At 53.9% G+C, this 16,322-nt stretch carries 14 protein-coding genes; 8 read left to right on the forward strand and 6 right to left on the reverse strand.

Features of this window, described 5'->3' with window-relative positions; genetic code table 11:
* Positions 1–174 precede the first annotated feature (174 nt).
* From AC2FH0_RS08820 to AC2FH0_RS08835, 4 genes are all read left to right on the forward strand, one after another.
* The gene (locus AC2FH0_RS08820; RefSeq protein WP_142636032.1) at positions 175–1,170 is read left to right on the forward strand and encodes an HlyD family secretion protein; all 996 of its coding nucleotides are present in this window, start codon (positions 175–177) and stop codon (positions 1,168–1,170) included.
* The gene (rbbA, locus tag AC2FH0_RS08825; protein WP_496708953.1) at positions 1,167–3,863 is read left to right on the forward strand and encodes a ribosome-associated ATPase/putative transporter RbbA; all 2,697 of its coding nucleotides are present in this window, start codon (positions 1,167–1,169) and stop codon (positions 3,861–3,863) included. The genes AC2FH0_RS08820 and rbbA overlap by 4 nt, the downstream gene beginning before the upstream one ends.
* Positions 3,864–4,988, forward strand: coding sequence for an ABC transporter permease (locus AC2FH0_RS08830; protein WP_142636028.1), 1,125 nt, complete (start codon positions 3,864–3,866; stop codon positions 4,986–4,988).
* Positions 4,989–5,412: 424 nt separating this feature from the next.
* Positions 5,413–6,987 carry a trypsin-like peptidase domain-containing protein gene (locus AC2FH0_RS08835; RefSeq protein ID WP_496789103.1) on the forward strand — a complete coding sequence of 525 codons (1,575 nt, stop codon included), beginning with the start codon at positions 5,413–5,415 and terminating at the stop codon, positions 6,985–6,987.
* A 9-nt stretch (positions 6,988–6,996) separates the two neighbouring features.
* Here AC2FH0_RS08835 and AC2FH0_RS08840 read toward each other — a convergent pair whose 3' ends face one another.
* Together AC2FH0_RS08840 and AC2FH0_RS08845 are read right to left on the reverse strand one after the other, a co-directional pair.
* Positions 6,997–8,613, reverse strand: a complete 1,617-nt coding sequence (locus tag AC2FH0_RS08840) for an MFS transporter (protein WP_496789105.1) — start codon at positions 8,611–8,613, stop codon at positions 6,997–6,999.
* Between the two features lie 48 nt (positions 8,614–8,661).
* Positions 8,662–9,882 carry an APC family permease gene (locus AC2FH0_RS08845; protein ID WP_496789107.1) on the reverse strand — a complete coding sequence of 407 codons (1,221 nt, stop codon included), beginning with the start codon at positions 9,880–9,882 and terminating at the stop codon, positions 8,662–8,664.
* Positions 9,883–10,039: 157 nt separating this feature from the next.
* Here AC2FH0_RS08845 and AC2FH0_RS08850 point away from each other — a divergent pair, with 157 nt between their 5' ends.
* The 4 genes from AC2FH0_RS08850 (at position 10,040) to AC2FH0_RS08865 (ending at position 11,745) form a co-directional block, all read left to right on the forward strand.
* Positions 10,040–10,255, forward strand: a complete 216-nt coding sequence (locus tag AC2FH0_RS08850; RefSeq protein ID WP_496789109.1) for a hypothetical protein — start codon at positions 10,040–10,042, stop codon at positions 10,253–10,255.
* Between the two features lie 31 nt (positions 10,256–10,286).
* Positions 10,287–10,694 (forward strand): c-type cytochrome, encoded by a 408-nt coding sequence (locus tag AC2FH0_RS08855; RefSeq protein ID WP_282021708.1) that lies wholly within the window; start codon positions 10,287–10,289, stop codon positions 10,692–10,694.
* Between the two features lie 133 nt (positions 10,695–10,827).
* Positions 10,828–11,277 carry a phasin family protein gene (locus tag AC2FH0_RS08860; RefSeq protein WP_496789111.1) on the forward strand — a complete coding sequence of 150 codons (450 nt, stop codon included), beginning with the start codon at positions 10,828–10,830 and terminating at the stop codon, positions 11,275–11,277.
* A 60-nt stretch (positions 11,278–11,337) separates the two neighbouring features.
* Positions 11,338–11,745, forward strand: a complete 408-nt coding sequence (locus AC2FH0_RS08865; RefSeq protein ID WP_496701402.1) for a universal stress protein — start codon at positions 11,338–11,340, stop codon at positions 11,743–11,745.
* Between the two features lie 398 nt (positions 11,746–12,143).
* Here the strand turns inward: AC2FH0_RS08865 and AC2FH0_RS08870 are convergent, their stop codons facing one another.
* The 4 genes from AC2FH0_RS08870 to AC2FH0_RS08885 form a co-directional block, all read right to left on the reverse strand.
* Positions 12,144–13,532, reverse strand: a complete 1,389-nt coding sequence (locus AC2FH0_RS08870) for a peptidase M16 family protein (RefSeq protein ID WP_496789112.1) — start codon at positions 13,530–13,532, stop codon at positions 12,144–12,146.
* Between the two features lies 1 nt (position 13,533).
* Positions 13,534–14,823 (reverse strand): M16 family metallopeptidase, encoded by a 1,290-nt coding sequence (locus tag AC2FH0_RS08875; RefSeq protein WP_496702416.1) that lies wholly within the window; start codon positions 14,821–14,823, stop codon positions 13,534–13,536.
* Positions 14,824–14,929: 106 nt separating this feature from the next.
* On the reverse strand, positions 14,930–15,100 hold the full coding sequence (locus AC2FH0_RS08880; RefSeq protein WP_496691997.1) for a hypothetical protein: 171 nt from the start codon (positions 15,098–15,100) through the stop codon (positions 14,930–14,932).
* A gap of 294 nt (positions 15,101–15,394) precedes the next feature.
* Entirely contained in the window at positions 15,395–16,306 is a 912-nt protein-coding gene (locus tag AC2FH0_RS08885; RefSeq protein ID WP_496691998.1) for an NAD(P)-dependent oxidoreductase, read from the reverse strand.
* Between the last annotated feature and the right edge of the window lie 16 nt (positions 16,307–16,322).

Below are 16,322 nucleotides of genomic sequence, written 5' to 3' on the forward strand. Positions count from 1 at the left end.
CCCCGAAAGCCTCATTGGGCCATGGATGTGGGTCAACAACCAGACCTGTGCCTCAATTTCGTACCCGATAAGCACTTGGACAATCATCAGATAGAACCTGTTTGATCCAACTCAAGGCATCACTTCGAGAGCGAGCTAAATTAGAATAGAAAATTAACTAATGTGCGCGGGGCCATGAGAAAGAACGTACGCGCAATTCTGATCGCCATAGCGCTCCTACTTGCAGGTGCAGCTGTTTATTTTTTCGTCGCAGAAGACAGTGATGAATTGCCGGCTGGGTTTGTACAGGGCAATGGGCGGATCGAGGCTGAACAAGTAGAAATCGCTCCAACCTTTGCCGGGCGCGTTGCTCGGGTCATAGCAGCAGAGGGCAGCCTGGTTGCTTCGGGTGAACTGCTGGTTGAAATGGATACAGATGAATTATCTGCAGCCCTTGACCGTGCCAGTGCCCAGGTTGCGCTGGCGCGCCAAACCAAGGCCGAAGCCGAAGCCGTGGTCATCCAGCGAGAAAGCCAGCAGCGTCGCGCTTCGCAGGAGCTTGACCGGGCCAAGGCGTTGCTGGCCGGTCAGAATATCTCGATGACTGTCTTTGAGGATCGTGAAACCGCGTTTCAGGTTGCGGATGCCGTGCTGGGCGCGGCCAAGGCCCGGGTTGCAACGGCGGATAGCCAGATTGCCGCCGCAGAGGCCGAGGTGCGCCGGATTGCGGAACAAATAGAGGATGGTTCCCTCATCGCTCCCATGCCGGGGCGTATTCTGTATCGACTGGCCGAGCCCGGTGAGGTCGTTGGAGCGGGCGAACCGATCTTGACGTTACTCAGTTTGGAAAACGTCTATATGGAGGTCTTCCTGCCTGCACGCGAAGCGGGGCTATTGCCCATCGGTGCCGAGGCGCGCATCGTGCTTGATGCGTTGCCGGAATTTGCCATCCCAGCAACCGTAACCTTCGTCTCTCCCGAAGCTCAATTCACTCCCAAGCAGGTAGAAACTTTGAGCGAACGGGAGCAGCTGGTGTTTCGCGTTCGGGTTCGCATTCCCAGGGATTTGGTTACGGCGCGGATTGAGCATGTGAAGACCGGCCTTCGCGGCATTGCAGTGATCCGACTTACTTCCGATGGCGCGTGGCCAGACGATCTGGATAGACGAATTCCACCCGAGCTGTTCGAATGAGCGCCGAGGGGGGCTCATCGGGTTTCTGCATCAACGGTGTCACACACACGTACCGACAGCATGTTGCGTTGGATAACCTTTCGCTGGTTCTGCCAACTGGCCAGCTTATCGGATTGATCGGGCCAGACGGGGTTGGCAAGTCAACGCTGCTGGGATTGATTACCGGCGCAAAGCAACTTCAGTCCGGGGAAATTGATGTTCTCGGGGGATCGATAGGTGACCGCGCGCACCGTCACCGCGTGTGCCCGGCGATCGCATTTATGCCGCAGGGGTTGGGCCGCAACTTATACGCGGAACTGTCTGTGCGTGAGAATCTCGAGTTCTTTTCACGTCTTTTCGGACAAGGGCAACAGGAGCGTGAAATCAGGATCGCGGCCTTGCTGTCAGCGACCGGACTTGCGCCCTTTTCGGACCGGCTTATGGGCAAACTTTCGGGCGGAATGAAGCAGAAACTTGGACTGTGTTGTGCGCTGATCCACGACCCTAAGTTTCTGGTACTGGACGAACCGACGACCGGAATTGATCCCCTGTCGCGGCGCCAATTCTGGGCGCTGATAGACGCGGTCCGAGAAGAAACGCCCGGTCTCTCCATACTGGTTTCAACGGCCTATATGGAGGAAGCCGAACAATTCGATTTTATAGTAGCGATGGATGCCGGTCGGGTGATATTTCACGGCCCCCCTGCCAAGCTGAAGGGTAAAGCCCGGGATCTTGAAACATCTTACAGGCAGCTACAGGCACGAGGGGAACCCCGGTTTGTGTCGAACAAGGTACCTATGCACCATCAAGGCGCAGACGCGGTAATCACGGCGCGTGGGTTGACCCGGCGCTTTGGCGATTTTACTGCCGTCGACAACGTCGAATTCTCGATCCACCGAGGCGAAATCTTTGGCTTCCTCGGATCAAACGGCTGCGGCAAGTCAACCACCATGAAAATGCTGACAGGTCTTCTGCCAGCAAGTGAGGGAGAGGCGCTGCTGTTCGGCAGACCGGTGGATGCGCGCGATCTTAGGATGCGCCGCGAGATCGGGTATATGAGCCAGGCATTCTCGCTTTATGGTGAGCTGACCGTTCAACAAAACCTCCAGTTGCACGCCCGCATCTTTGCGATCAAAGATCGTGTAGAACGCATTGATGAATTGGCCGAACGTTTCGGCCTTAAGGCACATATGGGCACGCTGGCGTCGGCGCTTCCGCTGGGTATCAAGCAGCGTCTTTCCCTTGCCGTCGCCGTGATCCACCGGCCTCGGGTGTTGATCCTGGATGAGCCAACCTCGGGCGTGGACCCCGAGGCGCGCGACTCGTTTTGGGCGCTGTTAATCGAGCTGTCGCGAGACGATGATGTAACGATTTTCGTCTCGACACATTTCATGACCGAAGCAGAGCGCTGTGATCGCGTTTCTTTCATGCATGCAGGCCGGGTATTAGCTGAAGGTACACCAGATGAGTTGATCGCAACGGCGCAGTCGGACAGTCTGGAAGGTGCGTTCATCTCTGTCCTGGAGGCCGTCGAGCCGCCTGAGCCGGTAGCAGCACCCAAAATTTCGGTTGATGCTGTCAACCCGGGCGCTGCCGGAAGTATCGGGCGCATACTGGCCTATGCACGGCGCGAAACAACCGAGGTTCTGCGCGATCGCGTCCGTTTGGCTTTTGCTTTCCTTGGCTCGGTGATCCTGATGTTGGTCTTTTGCTATGGGATCACTTTGGACATAGAAGACCTGGATTTCGCGGTGCTCGACCTGTCTCAATCGCCTGAGAGTCGTACCTATATCGCCGAGATTTCTGGTTCCCGCTATTTCAACCCCACGGTGCCTCTGGCCAGTTTTGAAGACGGCCGCGAGCGGTTGGCCAAAGGAGACATCTCGCTGGTTGTCGAACTCCCACCCGATTTTGGTCGCAAGTTGCGCGCCGGCGAGCCAACTGAAGTCTTGGCAATTGTGGACGGTGCGATACCGTTCAAGGGTGAGACAATAGAGGGCTATGTGGCCGGGCTTCACAGTACGTTTCTGGAAGTAATGGCCCGCCAAAGTGGCGAGCAGTCGGTCGAAATCGCCCGCATCGAACCGCGCTTCCGATACAATCAAAGCTTTGAAAGTATCGCTGCAATGGCCCCTGCCATGCCTGCGATCCTGTTGATAATGCTGCCGGCCGTTTTGATGGCTGTTAGTGTCGCGCGGGAGAAAGAGTTGGGCACGATCACCAATTTCTACGCAACGCCAACGACGCGGCTCGAATTTCTGGTTGGCAAACAGATCCCCTACATTGTGATAGCGTTCGTCAATTTCCTACTTTTGGCAGCGATGACGATCTTCATTTTTGGCGTGCCCCTAAAAGGAAATCCGGTGCCGCTTGCAATTGGTGCTTTCCTATATGTTTGGGCAACCACATCTTATGGATTGCTTATTGCGACCATAACGTCGAGCCAGGTGGCCGCAACTTTTGCCACCGCTATCGCGTCGGTGGTGCCGACCATTCAATTCTCCGGGCTGCTACAACCGATCTCGACGTTGGAAGGCGGCGCTCAGACGATTGGATCGCTTTGGCCTTCATCCTATTTCCTGCATCTAAACGTCGGCGCGTTCACCAAAGGTCTTAGCTGGGATGCACTTGCCCCCGACCTTCTGGCCCTAGCCTGTTTCGGGCCCGCGCTAACCTTGATCGCTGCACTGTTACTCCGAGCGCAGGAGAAGTGAATGCAACGATTGTCCCGCATATTCTGGCTTGGTTTGAAAGAAATGATGAGCCTTCGGCGCGACTGGGTGATGATGGCGCTGCTTGTCTGGTCATTCACGCTGGCGCCCGTAATGGAGGCAACGGGCGTTTCAAACTCGGTCAACAATGCATCCATTGCATTTGCCGACGAAGATGGCTCGCCGCTTTCACGCTCGCTTGCCTCAGCGTTTTTTCCGCCTGAATTCCAACCCGTTGTTCAGATCGCACCGGGCACCGGGGCCGAAAAGATGGATGCAGGGCATTTCCTGTTTGTAGTCGCAGTGCCACCAGGGTTCGAGAAAGATGTTCGAGCCGGGCGCGCGCCAGAAATTCAGGTTTTGATCGATGCGACAGCGATGGAGCAGGCCGGAATTGGAGCAAACTACATTATCAATATCTTGAGCGCCGAGATCCAGCGCTTTGCCATCGGTGCAGAATTGTTAGACCCGCCGCCCATCGATATCATTGTGCGCAGCGCATTTAATCCAAATCGCGACACTGTTCGTTTCGCCGGTATCGTCGCGTTGATCGGCCAGATCATGTGGCTGACCACAATCCTTACCGGTGCTGCCATGATCCGTGAGCGCGAGCATGGAACAATCGAACACCTGCTGGCGATGCCGCTTACCCCATTTGACATTGCGGTCGCCAAGATCTGGGCAAACGCTGCGGTGGTTCTGGTAGCGACCGCCCTATCGCTGACCTTTGTTATGCAAGACTTCCTGGGGATCAGCATCGCGGGATCGAAGGTGTTGTTTTTAATTGGCACAGCTCTCTTTCTCTTCACGGCGACGGCGCTTGGGGTGTTTCTTGCGACGATTGCGCGCTCAATGGCTCAATTCGCACTTTTGGTTATGCTGACGGTGCTTCCAATGTTGATGCTGTCAGGAGGAGAGACGCCAATCGAAGGGCAGCCCGGCTGGCTTCAGATCGGAACATCTATCCTCCCATCCCGCCACTACATGTCAGCCAGTCAGTCCATCATTTTCAAAGGTGCCGGGATCGAGACGGTCTGGGCAGAGTTCGTATGGATGGCGTGCTTGGGCGCGATCCTTCTGGCAACAAGTCTGCTGCTTTTTAGACGCTCGGTTGCGCAAGAGACCTAAATAAGTTTTTGCACCTGAGCAAAACTAGGCGGCTGACAGAACACCCGCTTGCGTAAGATCAATGGCCGCGCCCGTATTTTGGCACAATACTGCCTCGCCGTTATAGCACTAAAGGAGGAGGTTCAGATGCTTGAAGGCAAACAGTCCCAGCAAAACATCCAAATCAAGGACCATCGATTGACACTACGTGGCCAGAAGAAGATCACGCACGTTCACCATGATCGGGTCAACATGTATAGAAGGCCTGTCGGTCATTGGACCTCTCCTGATAGCATCACCTATTTGCAATTAACTCGACGGTAACAATTAACCGCCGGAGAACCGCGCCCGGGCATACTCTGATTGTGTGCTTTATTGCCAAACGTGGAAGTTTCGAGGTTGCCCATGATAGAGTGGGTATAGCGCTATTAAACAGAGATGGGCCATGCGGACACCGGACCAAGGCGACACAGGAGTTGATACAGGTAATGTCCGTGCATTCCTGGAGAGCTTGACCGGCCCGTCTCGTGGGACTGTAGTCTGGCTTGCCGACAACGCTGTGTCAGCCTCGGTTAGTCCGGACCGTACCTTGAGGCTGAGACCGAAAGAAGATGTGCCAGCTTATGACGAAGACATTGCGACTCTTCAGTGGTCAAATGACGGTTACACGTTAAACGCGTTGTCTGATCGGAATATCTGGGTCAATGGTCACAAGGTCGCTTCGGTTGACCTCAGGCACGGCGACATGATCGAATTCGGCGAAAAAGGCCCGATGTCCCGCTACAGGGTGTGCGACCACTCATTCCCTGCACATCGCACGGTCGAGGATATCCTAAGCGACGCGTACGCATATGCGAGAACAAGCCGTCGACCCTTTCCAAGAAAAATTTCCGGTGCACTGCGCGACAGTGGGCGTCGGCTAGCATCACAAACCACAATTCTCTTCAGGATCACCATTATTGGCGCAATCCTTCTGATCGCCGTATTTGGGTATTTACTGTTTCAGAACGACAGGAAGCTGGCGGACAGCCTGGAACGAGAATCCCATAAGATCGAAGCGGTTGCCGTTATGCTGGCACAGACCCGGGAAGACTCGTTGACGCCAGAGGATTTGGGTGCACTCAAAGATGCTTTCGAAAGTCAGGTGCTGTCCACTGAGCAGCGTCTTGGCACGCTGGAGGAACGCGCAGGCGCATCAACGCGGATTATCACAGCCTCTACACGTTCCGTCGCGTTCGTCCAGGGCGCCTATGGATTGCGGCAGATCAAAAGCGGGAAATTGCTGCGGCATGTGGTTGGCCCCGATGGAAAGAATCTGCAAACGCCATTTGGACAACCGTGGCTCGAACCAGATGCGATGGGCGAACCTGCTGAGTTTCAGTTTACCGGAACCGGGTTTCTTCTACAGGACCCGCCTCTGTTGGTGACCAACCGTCATGTCGCCTTGCCCTGGACCACTGGCGACCGTGCACAAGCCCTTCAGGCCGCAGCGCTGGAGGCCGAGATGCTGAGTTTGCTGGTCTATTTGCCTGATCAAACTGTACCAATTAAGGCTGTCTTGCATAAAGCAAGCGAAACCGCAGATCTGGCGCTTCTCTCTATCGACTCCACACGCGTTCGGGGACTTGGGCTGTTACTTGCAGATGAGCCGCCGCGAGCGGGAGAGGAAGTTTTCCTGCTTGGATATCCAACCGGCCTGAAGGCTCTTATCGCGCAGGCCGGTCCGGGCTTTCTGAAAACGCTAGAGAATAAAGGCGCCGTGGATTTCTGGACAATTGCGACCCATCTTTCGGAACAAAATAAAATCCGGCCCCTGGCCAGCCGGGGAATCGTAGCCCAGACCAGTCCCGGCGCCATTGTTTATGATGCAGAGACCACAACTGGAGGAAGCGGGGGACCTGCGTTGAACCGAAACGGTAAGGTGGTTGCGATCAACGCCGCAATCTTACCCGAGTTTGGTGGTTCGAATATTGGCGTTCCGGTGTCGCACCTCAAGACACTTCTCAATGAAAGCGACTGATCCGCGTATTCATTCGCCTGTCCGATATGGTGAATTTTGCACAAGAAGAACCATAATCAGTGGGACTATGACAGAGATCAGGCCCACGGTAATCAGCAAATTCCCTAAGTGGCTATAGTCAGCGATGGATGCAACTGTACCCGTTCTGGGTTCGGTAACGACACGAGTCACGACAAATACCTGGTTTAGGTATTTTGTGCCCAAGCTGCTTGCCGACAATGCCATGTTGGTGAAAGAGGCCATGACAGCAAAAAAGGTCGCCTTGAGATGTGTCGGGGCGTTACGTGCGATCCAGGCCAGCATCGGGACCATCGCGATCTGACCCAGCGGTGACTCGACGGCTGTGTCGAGTATGGCGATGAACCTTGCATCCACAACCCCGCCTGTGTGCGCGGCCGTCCATTCATGCACTCCGTAGTACAAAGCAAGGTTAGGCAGGGCCAGCACTCCGGCGGCAATGGTGAGCAGTACCACCACCTGCGCGATGGAACGACTGGCCATAAACGGCCTGAGGATGATCAGGCCAAGCAGCGCTAGTAGTGAGGTCAGGAGCGCCAGAATTGCCAGAAACTGTTCGTCGAACCCTAGCTCGTCGATTTCGAACCAGGTCAATCCCTGACCAGGCAACGGGACCGCGCGAAAAACGAAAATAATTGTCGCCGTCCCGATCAGAACCTTGGCATGTTTCGGCTCCAGTTCCCTTAGCAGCCGTGACATGAGATAGAGAATGACCGTGAGCGAAACCGCAAAAACAGCCTCTTGCGCAAACGCAAAATTTGCGGTTCCCAACACAACGCTGAGTACAACAAACGCGAGACCTCCCAGCAGTATTGGCCACCTTACTTCGGTGGCTTGATCCGGTTTGTGTGGAAGGTGCCCAAGACTAACGAGGCGACGCTGTATCAGAGCATGAAGAACCACTCCGCTGATCGACAGTAAGGGCACAACCAGAGCGACGAGATAGACCTGACCGTAGAGAACCAAACGATCGACTTTCTCCAGATCCTCCGCACCCGAAAAAATCCAGATGTTAACCGCTGCGACTCCCGCAAACCCGGATATGATCGCAATCCTGCCCAGGGTCTGCATGGTAGTGTGGCGGGCACGAACTTCTTCATGCGTAAACGCGAACCCATCTTGGTTGGTTTGTGGTACCGCTTCGATCGTCATGGCATCTGCCACGACGTCCTGAATGGCATAACCAGAAGGTGCCAGGATCAAGGCAACGACATACCAATGCTCAGGCAGCATGACCCCGGCCATCTGGGCAGGCGCGGTCACAAGTCCATACATGATAAGCAACGAGGCCGTGATAAGAGACGCGCCAACCAATATCAGCAGCGATTTCCAACGCCAGAACAGATCCACCAGATGCCCAAGCGGCATTTTCAAAATCCAGGGCAATCCGGCCCAAAATGCCAACCCCGCCACGAAAGCAGCAGATAGATTCAGATAGTCCTTGAGGAAAAACGCGCCAACGACGGATGTCAGTCCCGAAACTCCGGCCGCGAAGTACACCATCAACGGTGGCATGTAGGACCACTGTAGTTGCGCGACCAGATCAACGAATGTCCGGTGCCACCAGTCAGAGAGCCGCCTTCCAAGTGTAGGTCGATCAGTGTTCATAAGTCATTCGGATCCCGTTCTGGCGACCTAACGCCGTCGGATTTTCTCTCAAAGAAACCCGGCGCCAAAAAGCAGGGTGCTGGTCAGCACACCAAGGATTGGCACGACAAGAGGTACGTGGAAATGTTGTCGGGTTGAATCCGGTTTCAACTTCAAAAAGATCAGCGAGAAATTGACTAGAACAAACACCCCCAAGACGATCTGAGATGTGCGTTCTGCTAGGGTGCCGATCGGCAGTGTTTGGGTCAGTAGAAGGATTAGCGCCACAACCAGCAGGGTTGCGACGACTGGTGTCTGGGTTACCTGCGGGACACTCGCCAGTATTTTCGGCAGATGATCCCGGTCGGCAAGGCCGTAGATTACCCGCGACGCCATTATCATCTGGATCAGGACGCCATTGACTGTTGCAACGACTGCGACTGCGGCAAACCCCTGTTTGATTACTTCGGGTGCATTTGAAAAAACCAAAGCAAGCGGGGCAGTCGACGTCGACAAGGTATCGATAGGAACAACAAGCAGGACCGTAATTGAGGTCGCCAGATACAGACCCGTCGCCAGAACGAGCGTCAGCAGAATTGCCCTAGGAATTGTGCGAACTGGGTCTTTTACTTCTTCGGCGACGTTTGCCATGTCCTCGAATCCAACAAAGGCAAAGAAAGCCAGAAGCGACGCCGCGAAAATGCCCCGCCAAGCGTTGATCTCAAAACCTGGAATCGTCTCGCTGAACGCATAGCCTTGCGGATCCTGCACGGACATGCCCCAGCCAATCACAAACAGAAGCCCCGAAATCTCGATGATCGTGATCACTGCAGCCACAAATACTGATTGCGCAATGCCCCAGAGTGCAATCAGTCCCATAACCGACACGATGCCGATCGTAAGCAACGTGGTGCCAAGGTTGGTCAGGGTGTGAAGATAAGAGGCCGCTCCAATCGCAACGGCCGAAGCCGATATCACTCCCGAAGCAGCGACGGCGAGACCCACCAACACGGCAATCCAGTTTCTTTGAAACCCCGCTTCGACGTATGCCGCTTCTCCCGCGCTTACGGGATAACGTGTCGCGAGTTCGGCGTACGACAAAGCCGTCAGCGAAACGACGAGCGCTGCAATGAGAAACGAAACAGCGGCGTAAGGACCAGCGACCTCGGCGGTAGCACCGACAAGCACATAGATTCCCGCACCGACGGTGACACCTAGCCCGTAAAGCGTAAGCAACGGGGCAGTAAGCGCGCGTCGGAGTTTAGGTGTCGGTGGATCGGCCGTATGCATTGGCTTCACTCCTCAATGAACAAACGCCTGTGTACCGAAGCTACAGCGCGGTTAAGTACACCAGTCACTAACGAGGGGCTCGCCACCATTCATTCTGAGCCCCTGCGGTGGAATTTCCACGCTTTTGCAATTCCACTTATCACCATGTTTGATTTGGATGCAGGCGATGAACGGCAATCCCGCTGAAACATTCATGCTTTACTATGTAATGTACCTTTTTGAATTGATCTATGTCATTGGTCGCCAAGAACCGACCAGCCAAGCGGAACCGACTGCAGTGTACTTACTTTCGTCGCAGTCTTTCCCAGCTGGTACTCAAAGGCTGAATATGAGCGAGATCAATGAAGCGTTCATTCATTACCGCGTAGTCTAAACGCGAAATGCTGACGTTCGAGGAGGAACAGATGCCAGTTTATCGCGGACTTCTTTTGTCAATATTTGCTGCAAGTGCTGCACTGGCGCAGGATATTGACCTTCAAAACGGAAACAATCTCTACAGAACCTATTGCTGGCAATGCCATGGTTTCGAGGCCACTGGAGATGGTCCAATGGCGGAGATGCTGGCAATAAGGACGCCTGATTTGACCAGGCTTGCGGCCCAAAACGACGGTGTTTTTCCGATTGAGGCGGTGGCGCGTCAAATCGATGGTCGCGCACCATTGCTCGCGCATGGCGGAGAAATGCCCATTTTTGGACCAGCTTTGGATTCGGACCAAAAAGTTGCGCTGACCATGCCTGACGGCCAGCCGATGTTCGCAGGTGTGCCGTTGGCAAATGTGATCTATTATCTGGAGTCTATTCAAATCGAGTAGGTTGGTACAAATGCTGCCGTTAGATTGTAGATCACCACTGCCCACGTTTGTTGACGCCGGTTGATCTACATTAAGGTTATTTTCTACTGGATATGGTAAGATTCAGCATTGGGAAGATGAGGAGGAATCTCCGATGCCTAAAGAGAAGCCAAAATCAAGTTACTCCAACCCACTTGTTGATGTTTTCAAGCAGATGCAGCCGACTACTACGGCCAATCCGTTTTTAGGCGCTCAGCTTGAGCAATTCTGGGACACGCAGGAGAAATCACTGAAAGAGGCAGAGGCCTTTGCTCAACATTGGTTTGAGAGGCGTCACGAGGCTGTTCGAACCGCGTTAGAAGCTGCGCGCTCGGCGTCTGCTGCAGACCCGACTGATCCGGCGAAAGCACTGCAATCCATAGCAGAGTGGCAGAAGCATTCAGCCGAACGCCTCGTGGCTGACGCTCAGGAATGGTTCGAAACAGTTGCCCGATGTGCAGCATTTGCAGCGGAAACCGAAGACGAAGCTGAGGAAAAAACAATAGGTGATGTTGCAAGCACAGCAAAGAAAGCGGGTAAGTCTTCGAAATCCGAACCGGTTTAGAGTGCCGTATCACCGCGGAGGCCGGAATGATCGTAGCTGGAGCAATCGAAGGTCAATAACATGTATAAGAACATTCTGATTCCAGTCGCGCTGGACAACGATCACGATACACAGGCCTCATTTGAAGCTGCTCGTTTGCTAGCGAGTGCCGATGCGGAATTCACAGTGCTCCATGTGCAGGAGCCGGTCCCTGCATATGTGGCATCCCAGATACCCGAGGAAGTTCTGGCCAACACGCGAAAAGAGCTTCAGGAAGGCTTACATCGGAACGCTGCAGAGCTACCGGGGGCGAAACCGCGGCTTATCTCGGGGAGCGCTGGCCGAGCGATCGTTGATTTCGCAAATGAAAATGGCATCGATTGCATCGTGCTGGCCTCACACAAGCCGGGGATCGAGAACATGTTTATTGGGTCGACTGCGAACCGGGTCGTTCACCACGCCAATTGTTCTGTCCACGTGATCCGCTGAGTCGTTTTGTGGCAGGTGCTCCAAGTCGAATGCTGGATGCCCAGCATGGGACACAAAGACGACGGAGTGAAATTGGCGTTGCGAGCACGCGCAGCGTGAAAATCGTATTCACGCTATGGGCTCGCTGCGGCCGATTGCCAATGCAGTAGGCAACTTGGCGCAGATGGAACGGAACCAGCCATCGGCAGAATAGGTCAAGCCTCTTATCTTCCACTGTCACGGTCGATGTACTGTCGTTCGCATGGCAGGAGCGAACTTTGGCGCCGCAAGCGGCGAAACCTGGCTCTGCGCCCAATTTGCACAATACAGCACTAAACACTTATGACTGCTTTGCGCGGCAATTGAGCTTTGCAGGGGCTAGTGCTTCCTTTTAAAGGCCAACTACAATTGCATTTGACCTATAGGTTTTCAGCATTCGAAAGCACATCAAGGCAAAACCTCAATGGGGTGCTTTTCGGCATCGAGCAGAAACCTTTTGATTGCAAGGGGTCCAGAGGAGAGTTTCCTCCTCCGATCAGAATAAGAAGGAAATCCTCCAAAGGCGGCAAAAGCTCATGTGAGATTGCTGCCGTCTCCTCCAATGACAGTGTTTGGAACACGCCAAAAAGTGGAATTTCGATAGTCCCGTCAGCGCCCTCGGGGTACTCGTGCAGGTATTGCCGCGTTCCCCAGACAGGCTCAGTGAAAAAATCGCGATAGTAAGCCCGGTCCAACTGACCGAACTGAATCTCTAAACCTTCTTGTTCAATCTTCCCGCTGCGGACACTCTGATAGATTTCCTTTATTTTCTCATAGATCTCTGGCCATCTTACCGCCTCAACTGTTGCGCTCAGTGAGATAATCGCCTTTCTCTTCCCCATGACAACGAAATCTGAACGTGGATCGTAAGCCGCACGCATTTCCTGGCGGATTATCCGAAACATCTCAGACCCTTGGTTTGCGCCAATGTAATCCACCAAGACATTTGTTCCAACTTGGTCAGCCTCGTCCGCAAACTCCTCTGCTTTGACAAAAAGGATCAGCATCTCGGAAGAGTCGGGATCGGCAAAGTGAATGACACCCGCTGGAAGGGTGAAGTCATCCACATCCGTGCCAATCAACGCTTCAGCCCATTTTGCAAAAGGCAGTTCCCACTTTCCCTTCGGGCGGGGAAGATTGTTAACCAGTCGAATGGTGCGGCGTTCTACTTCTTCATCTCCAGATCTTAGGATTGCCTGAATGGGTTGACCGAAACGAAATTGGCCATCCCAAACCTCGGTTTCTGCTTCGTCAGGTTCGTACTCTAGGAAATCCGCCACTTCATCCAGAACATGTTCTGGCATTCTGGTCCTGGTAGACTTGATTGGGCTGGAATACTGCAGCTCTCTTGCATACCAGCCGTCGGAGTATTCCGGCTCAAGCAATAGATTTTCGAGGTGGACGATGGTCTCTGGAAAGACTTCATTTGGCGCCGAAACAGTGAGCATCAGACTATGGCGACTTGTTTCGACGTAATACCTGATCCCCTTCAACTGCTTGTATTTAGCAATTTTGTGGGAGGAACGGCTTGATGTTCCTCCTGACACGATACTTGCGAGACCAGCGCGCAACGCGGCCACCCGTTCTGTTGTTGGCCGATCAATTGGCCAAACCAAGGTGAGTTCTGAGATGCCGTTTTCTAGTGGCATCAGATAAACAATATTCGCATCGCCAGTCGTTGCGATCAGCTCTGCTCGGACCTGCTGCGCTGACAGCAGGCTGAGAACCATTAAGAGAGAGGAAGTGAACCGGCTTTTGAATGCTTGCATGTTACTCTGCTTTTTCGGCCAACACGACTGATGTGGCTGATGGCTTGATGACCTTTTCGGCAAAATCAATAACGTCCTGATCTGTCGTATCGTTCAAGATCTCGACAAATACTGACGGTGTGACAGGTGGGAAGCCATCAGAAGCCACATTCTTCAGAAATGATAGAAACTCTACGGGTCGGCGCGCGGCATTCCGGGCTCCAACGACCTGCGTCTGGCGTGCTTGATTGATTTCGTCCCTGGTGATTGGTTCGTTCAACAAATTCGCCAGAGTTTCTGTCAGATGGCTGTGCGCCGGGTCCAAGCTGAAGCCAGGCATCAGGTGCAAATCTATGGTAAGTTCTAGATCAGCATTCTTGGCAAAATACCAGTCAGCATCGACGCTGAAAACACGCTCGTCTTGATAGTACAGGGCCTTGTATAGCCTTTCGTTCAAAATATCGATGGCGATGAAAAATGCGCCCTGCATCTCGATGCTGGTTGACCGATCTTCGAAGTCCACGAATTTCGCAAACTGGACTGTGTCATGCGCCAGCTTGTCCGACCTAATGCGCTCAATAAACTTGAGCTCGGGATCCGGTTTGTGGTCTAACCAGGGCTTCTGAGGAACCTCAGAAGGTTCTGTGTCCCCAAATATACGTGCAACGAGTTCTTCGGCTTTATCAGGGTCAATTTTCCCCGACACGATTAACGTCACATTGGATGGCACATAGTGTGTTTCGTGAAACTGATAGGCCTTCTCAAGGTTCAATTTGGGAAGATCTTCAATGGTGTTATTTGCCCGACCACGCAGAGTGCCATAGAGGTTTTGAAGCGCAATTCTTCGGAGCCAGCGAAGCGGAGACTGTCTTTCGCGTAGCAGTGTTTCACGCTGAACGATATCAATTTCGCTTTCCGCAAATCCTTTCGGCAGTGTTGGGGTGTCAAGAACCGCCCGAGACAGCCGCAACAGCATTTCTATGTCGGAAGGAACGCCAGAATTAGTGTAGACAGTAGATACGTTGTGCGTTGTCGCATGGATATCACGCTCTCGGGGCTTTCTCAGAATGGTAGCATCCGCTGAAAACGCGGCCAGATGTTCAGTCAGATGCGCCGTACCGGATGGTTCCGGATCGTCATACGCCCCCGAGAGAACAATTAGCTGCACGTCCACACGGTCGAGGTCGTCTACCGGAACTACGTAAGCTGCGTGTAATCCGCCTTTCTCAGAAAGAGTGATAACGCTCTGAGCTTGAGCAGCTCCAGCAAACACCAAGAGGACAAGCGAAAAAAACAAAACGACAGCGTGCATTATTATCCTTTAAACTATTTCACTTAAGCCAAATAACGTCCGTCGTTAGGCGTTCAACGAAAGCGAAAATGATTTGCTGAATGCTTGTGGGATACGAGTTGCTATTTCAAGTCGCCAATTGAAAACTTGTCGAAATGTTTTCGGTTTGCTGCAAATCTACGACCGCGAACGACTGGTTCGGCGACATGCGCTGCATCGTATCAATGGTGGTGCCGCACGTGCGAGAGAATGCTGCATCAGCAAAGCAGGAAAATCCAATGTCGGCATTGTCCTGCATAGCAGGCCTTCATACTGTCTGAACCGAACCGATGACCTACTGAAACCGTCAGATGACTGGTTTGAGCCCCCACCAGTCGTTGCTATTTTTTTCTGCGTGCGCTCGCAGCTAGGATTTTTCGGCACCCGCGCAACTTCTCATGTTGCGGTGCGGCGGCCATTCTGGCCGTTCGCGCACCGCGCAGCATTCTTTAAGGTGGGAATTTACAGGTCGCGGACAATGCCGACTTTTGCTGAAACGGTGCCAAAGTCAGCAACTGACTTCGGTTGGGGCATACCAAAGTGGCCTGGATCGCTATTTCTCCCAATGGGGCACCCAGTCACCATCCGTACGCAGTGACACACCGGCGGCATCTTCTTCCAGCTTGATTACGTGCAGTTCGCCCTTGTCGCCGCCGTAGGTTTTTCGCGCTTTTTCAAATTGCGCGCAGACCAGACGTGTCGCGGGGGCCGGTGTTCCTGCGTCATCGCAGGCCTCGACAATGAGCCCCAAGTCTTTTTGGCACAGGTCTAGCGTGAAAGATGGATCGTAGTGCCCTGCAAAGACCGACGGCGCATCATGGTGCATACACCAGCTATCGCTGGCCCCAATTTTCAGAGCTTCCCATGCTCGGGGCAATTCAACGCCGGATTTTACGGCCATGACCAATGCCTCTCCCATCGCGGTGGCGTGGATCGCCCAAAGTTGGTTGCTGGCAAGTTTGGTGATTGACCCGTTGCCGCTTTGGCCCATGTAGTGCATCGGCCCCATCAGCTCCATCACGGGGCGGATACGCTCGATCGTGTCCTCGTCGCCGCCAGCAAATTGCGGCATATTGCCTGCACGTGCGCCATCAACCGCGCCTGATACCGGGGCGTCGACCGGCTGGACGCCCTTGGCTGCCAATGCGCTTCCAAGTGCTCGTGCCAGGGTCGGTTGGTTGGTTGTCATATCAACCCAAACCTGCCCCGCCCCCATCGCCGACAGTAGACCGTTTTGACCCCGAACCACCTGTTCGATCTGCTTGGGACCAAACACCATAGTAAAGACGATATCGGCATCTTTGGCGGCCATGGCGGGCGTATCAGCCCACGTCGCCCCAAGCGCCAGATGCCGTTCGGCGCGCTTAGCGTCCAGATCACAAACGGCCAGCTGATGCCCGCCCTTGATCAGGTTCAGGGCCGCCGCCCCACCCATCGTGCCAAGCCCGATAAAACCAATGCGCATGTGTGCGTCTCCTGAA

The sequence above is a fragment of the Ruegeria sp. CDSC051 genome (assembly GCF_059610665.1).

What these genes read in the sequence shown, in the direction of transcription:
- AC2FH0_RS08820 (WP_142636032.1), top strand. Translation starts at nt 175, where the DNA reads ATGAGAAAGAACGTACGCGCAATTCTGATCGCCATAGCGCTCCTACTT.
- rbbA (WP_496708953.1), top strand. Translation starts at nt 1,167, where the DNA reads ATGAGCGCCGAGGGGGGCTCATCGGGTTTCTGCATCAACGGTGTCACA.
- AC2FH0_RS08830 (WP_142636028.1), top strand. Translation starts at nt 3,864, where the DNA reads ATGCAACGATTGTCCCGCATATTCTGGCTTGGTTTGAAAGAAATGATG.
- AC2FH0_RS08835 (WP_496789103.1), top strand. Translation starts at nt 5,413, where the DNA reads ATGCGGACACCGGACCAAGGCGACACAGGAGTTGATACAGGTAATGTC.
- AC2FH0_RS08840 (WP_496789105.1), bottom strand. Translation starts at nt 8,613, where the DNA reads ATGAACACTGATCGACCTACACTTGGAAGGCGGCTCTCTGACTGGTGG.
- AC2FH0_RS08845 (WP_496789107.1), bottom strand. Translation starts at nt 9,882, where the DNA reads ATGCATACGGCCGATCCACCGACACCTAAACTCCGACGCGCGCTTACT.
- AC2FH0_RS08850 (WP_496789109.1), top strand. Translation starts at nt 10,040, where the DNA reads ATGCAGGCGATGAACGGCAATCCCGCTGAAACATTCATGCTTTACTAT.
- AC2FH0_RS08855 (WP_282021708.1), top strand. Translation starts at nt 10,287, where the DNA reads ATGCCAGTTTATCGCGGACTTCTTTTGTCAATATTTGCTGCAAGTGCT.
- AC2FH0_RS08860 (WP_496789111.1), top strand. Translation starts at nt 10,828, where the DNA reads ATGCCTAAAGAGAAGCCAAAATCAAGTTACTCCAACCCACTTGTTGAT.
- AC2FH0_RS08865 (WP_496701402.1), top strand. Translation starts at nt 11,338, where the DNA reads ATGTATAAGAACATTCTGATTCCAGTCGCGCTGGACAACGATCACGAT.
- AC2FH0_RS08870 (WP_496789112.1), bottom strand. Translation starts at nt 13,532, where the DNA reads ATGCAAGCATTCAAAAGCCGGTTCACTTCCTCTCTCTTAATGGTTCTC.
- AC2FH0_RS08875 (WP_496702416.1), bottom strand. Translation starts at nt 14,823, where the DNA reads ATGCACGCTGTCGTTTTGTTTTTTTCGCTTGTCCTCTTGGTGTTTGCT.
- AC2FH0_RS08880 (WP_496691997.1), bottom strand. Translation starts at nt 15,100, where the DNA reads ATGCAGGACAATGCCGACATTGGATTTTCCTGCTTTGCTGATGCAGCA.
- AC2FH0_RS08885 (WP_496691998.1), bottom strand. Translation starts at nt 16,306, where the DNA reads ATGCGCATTGGTTTTATCGGGCTTGGCACGATGGGTGGGGCGGCGGCC.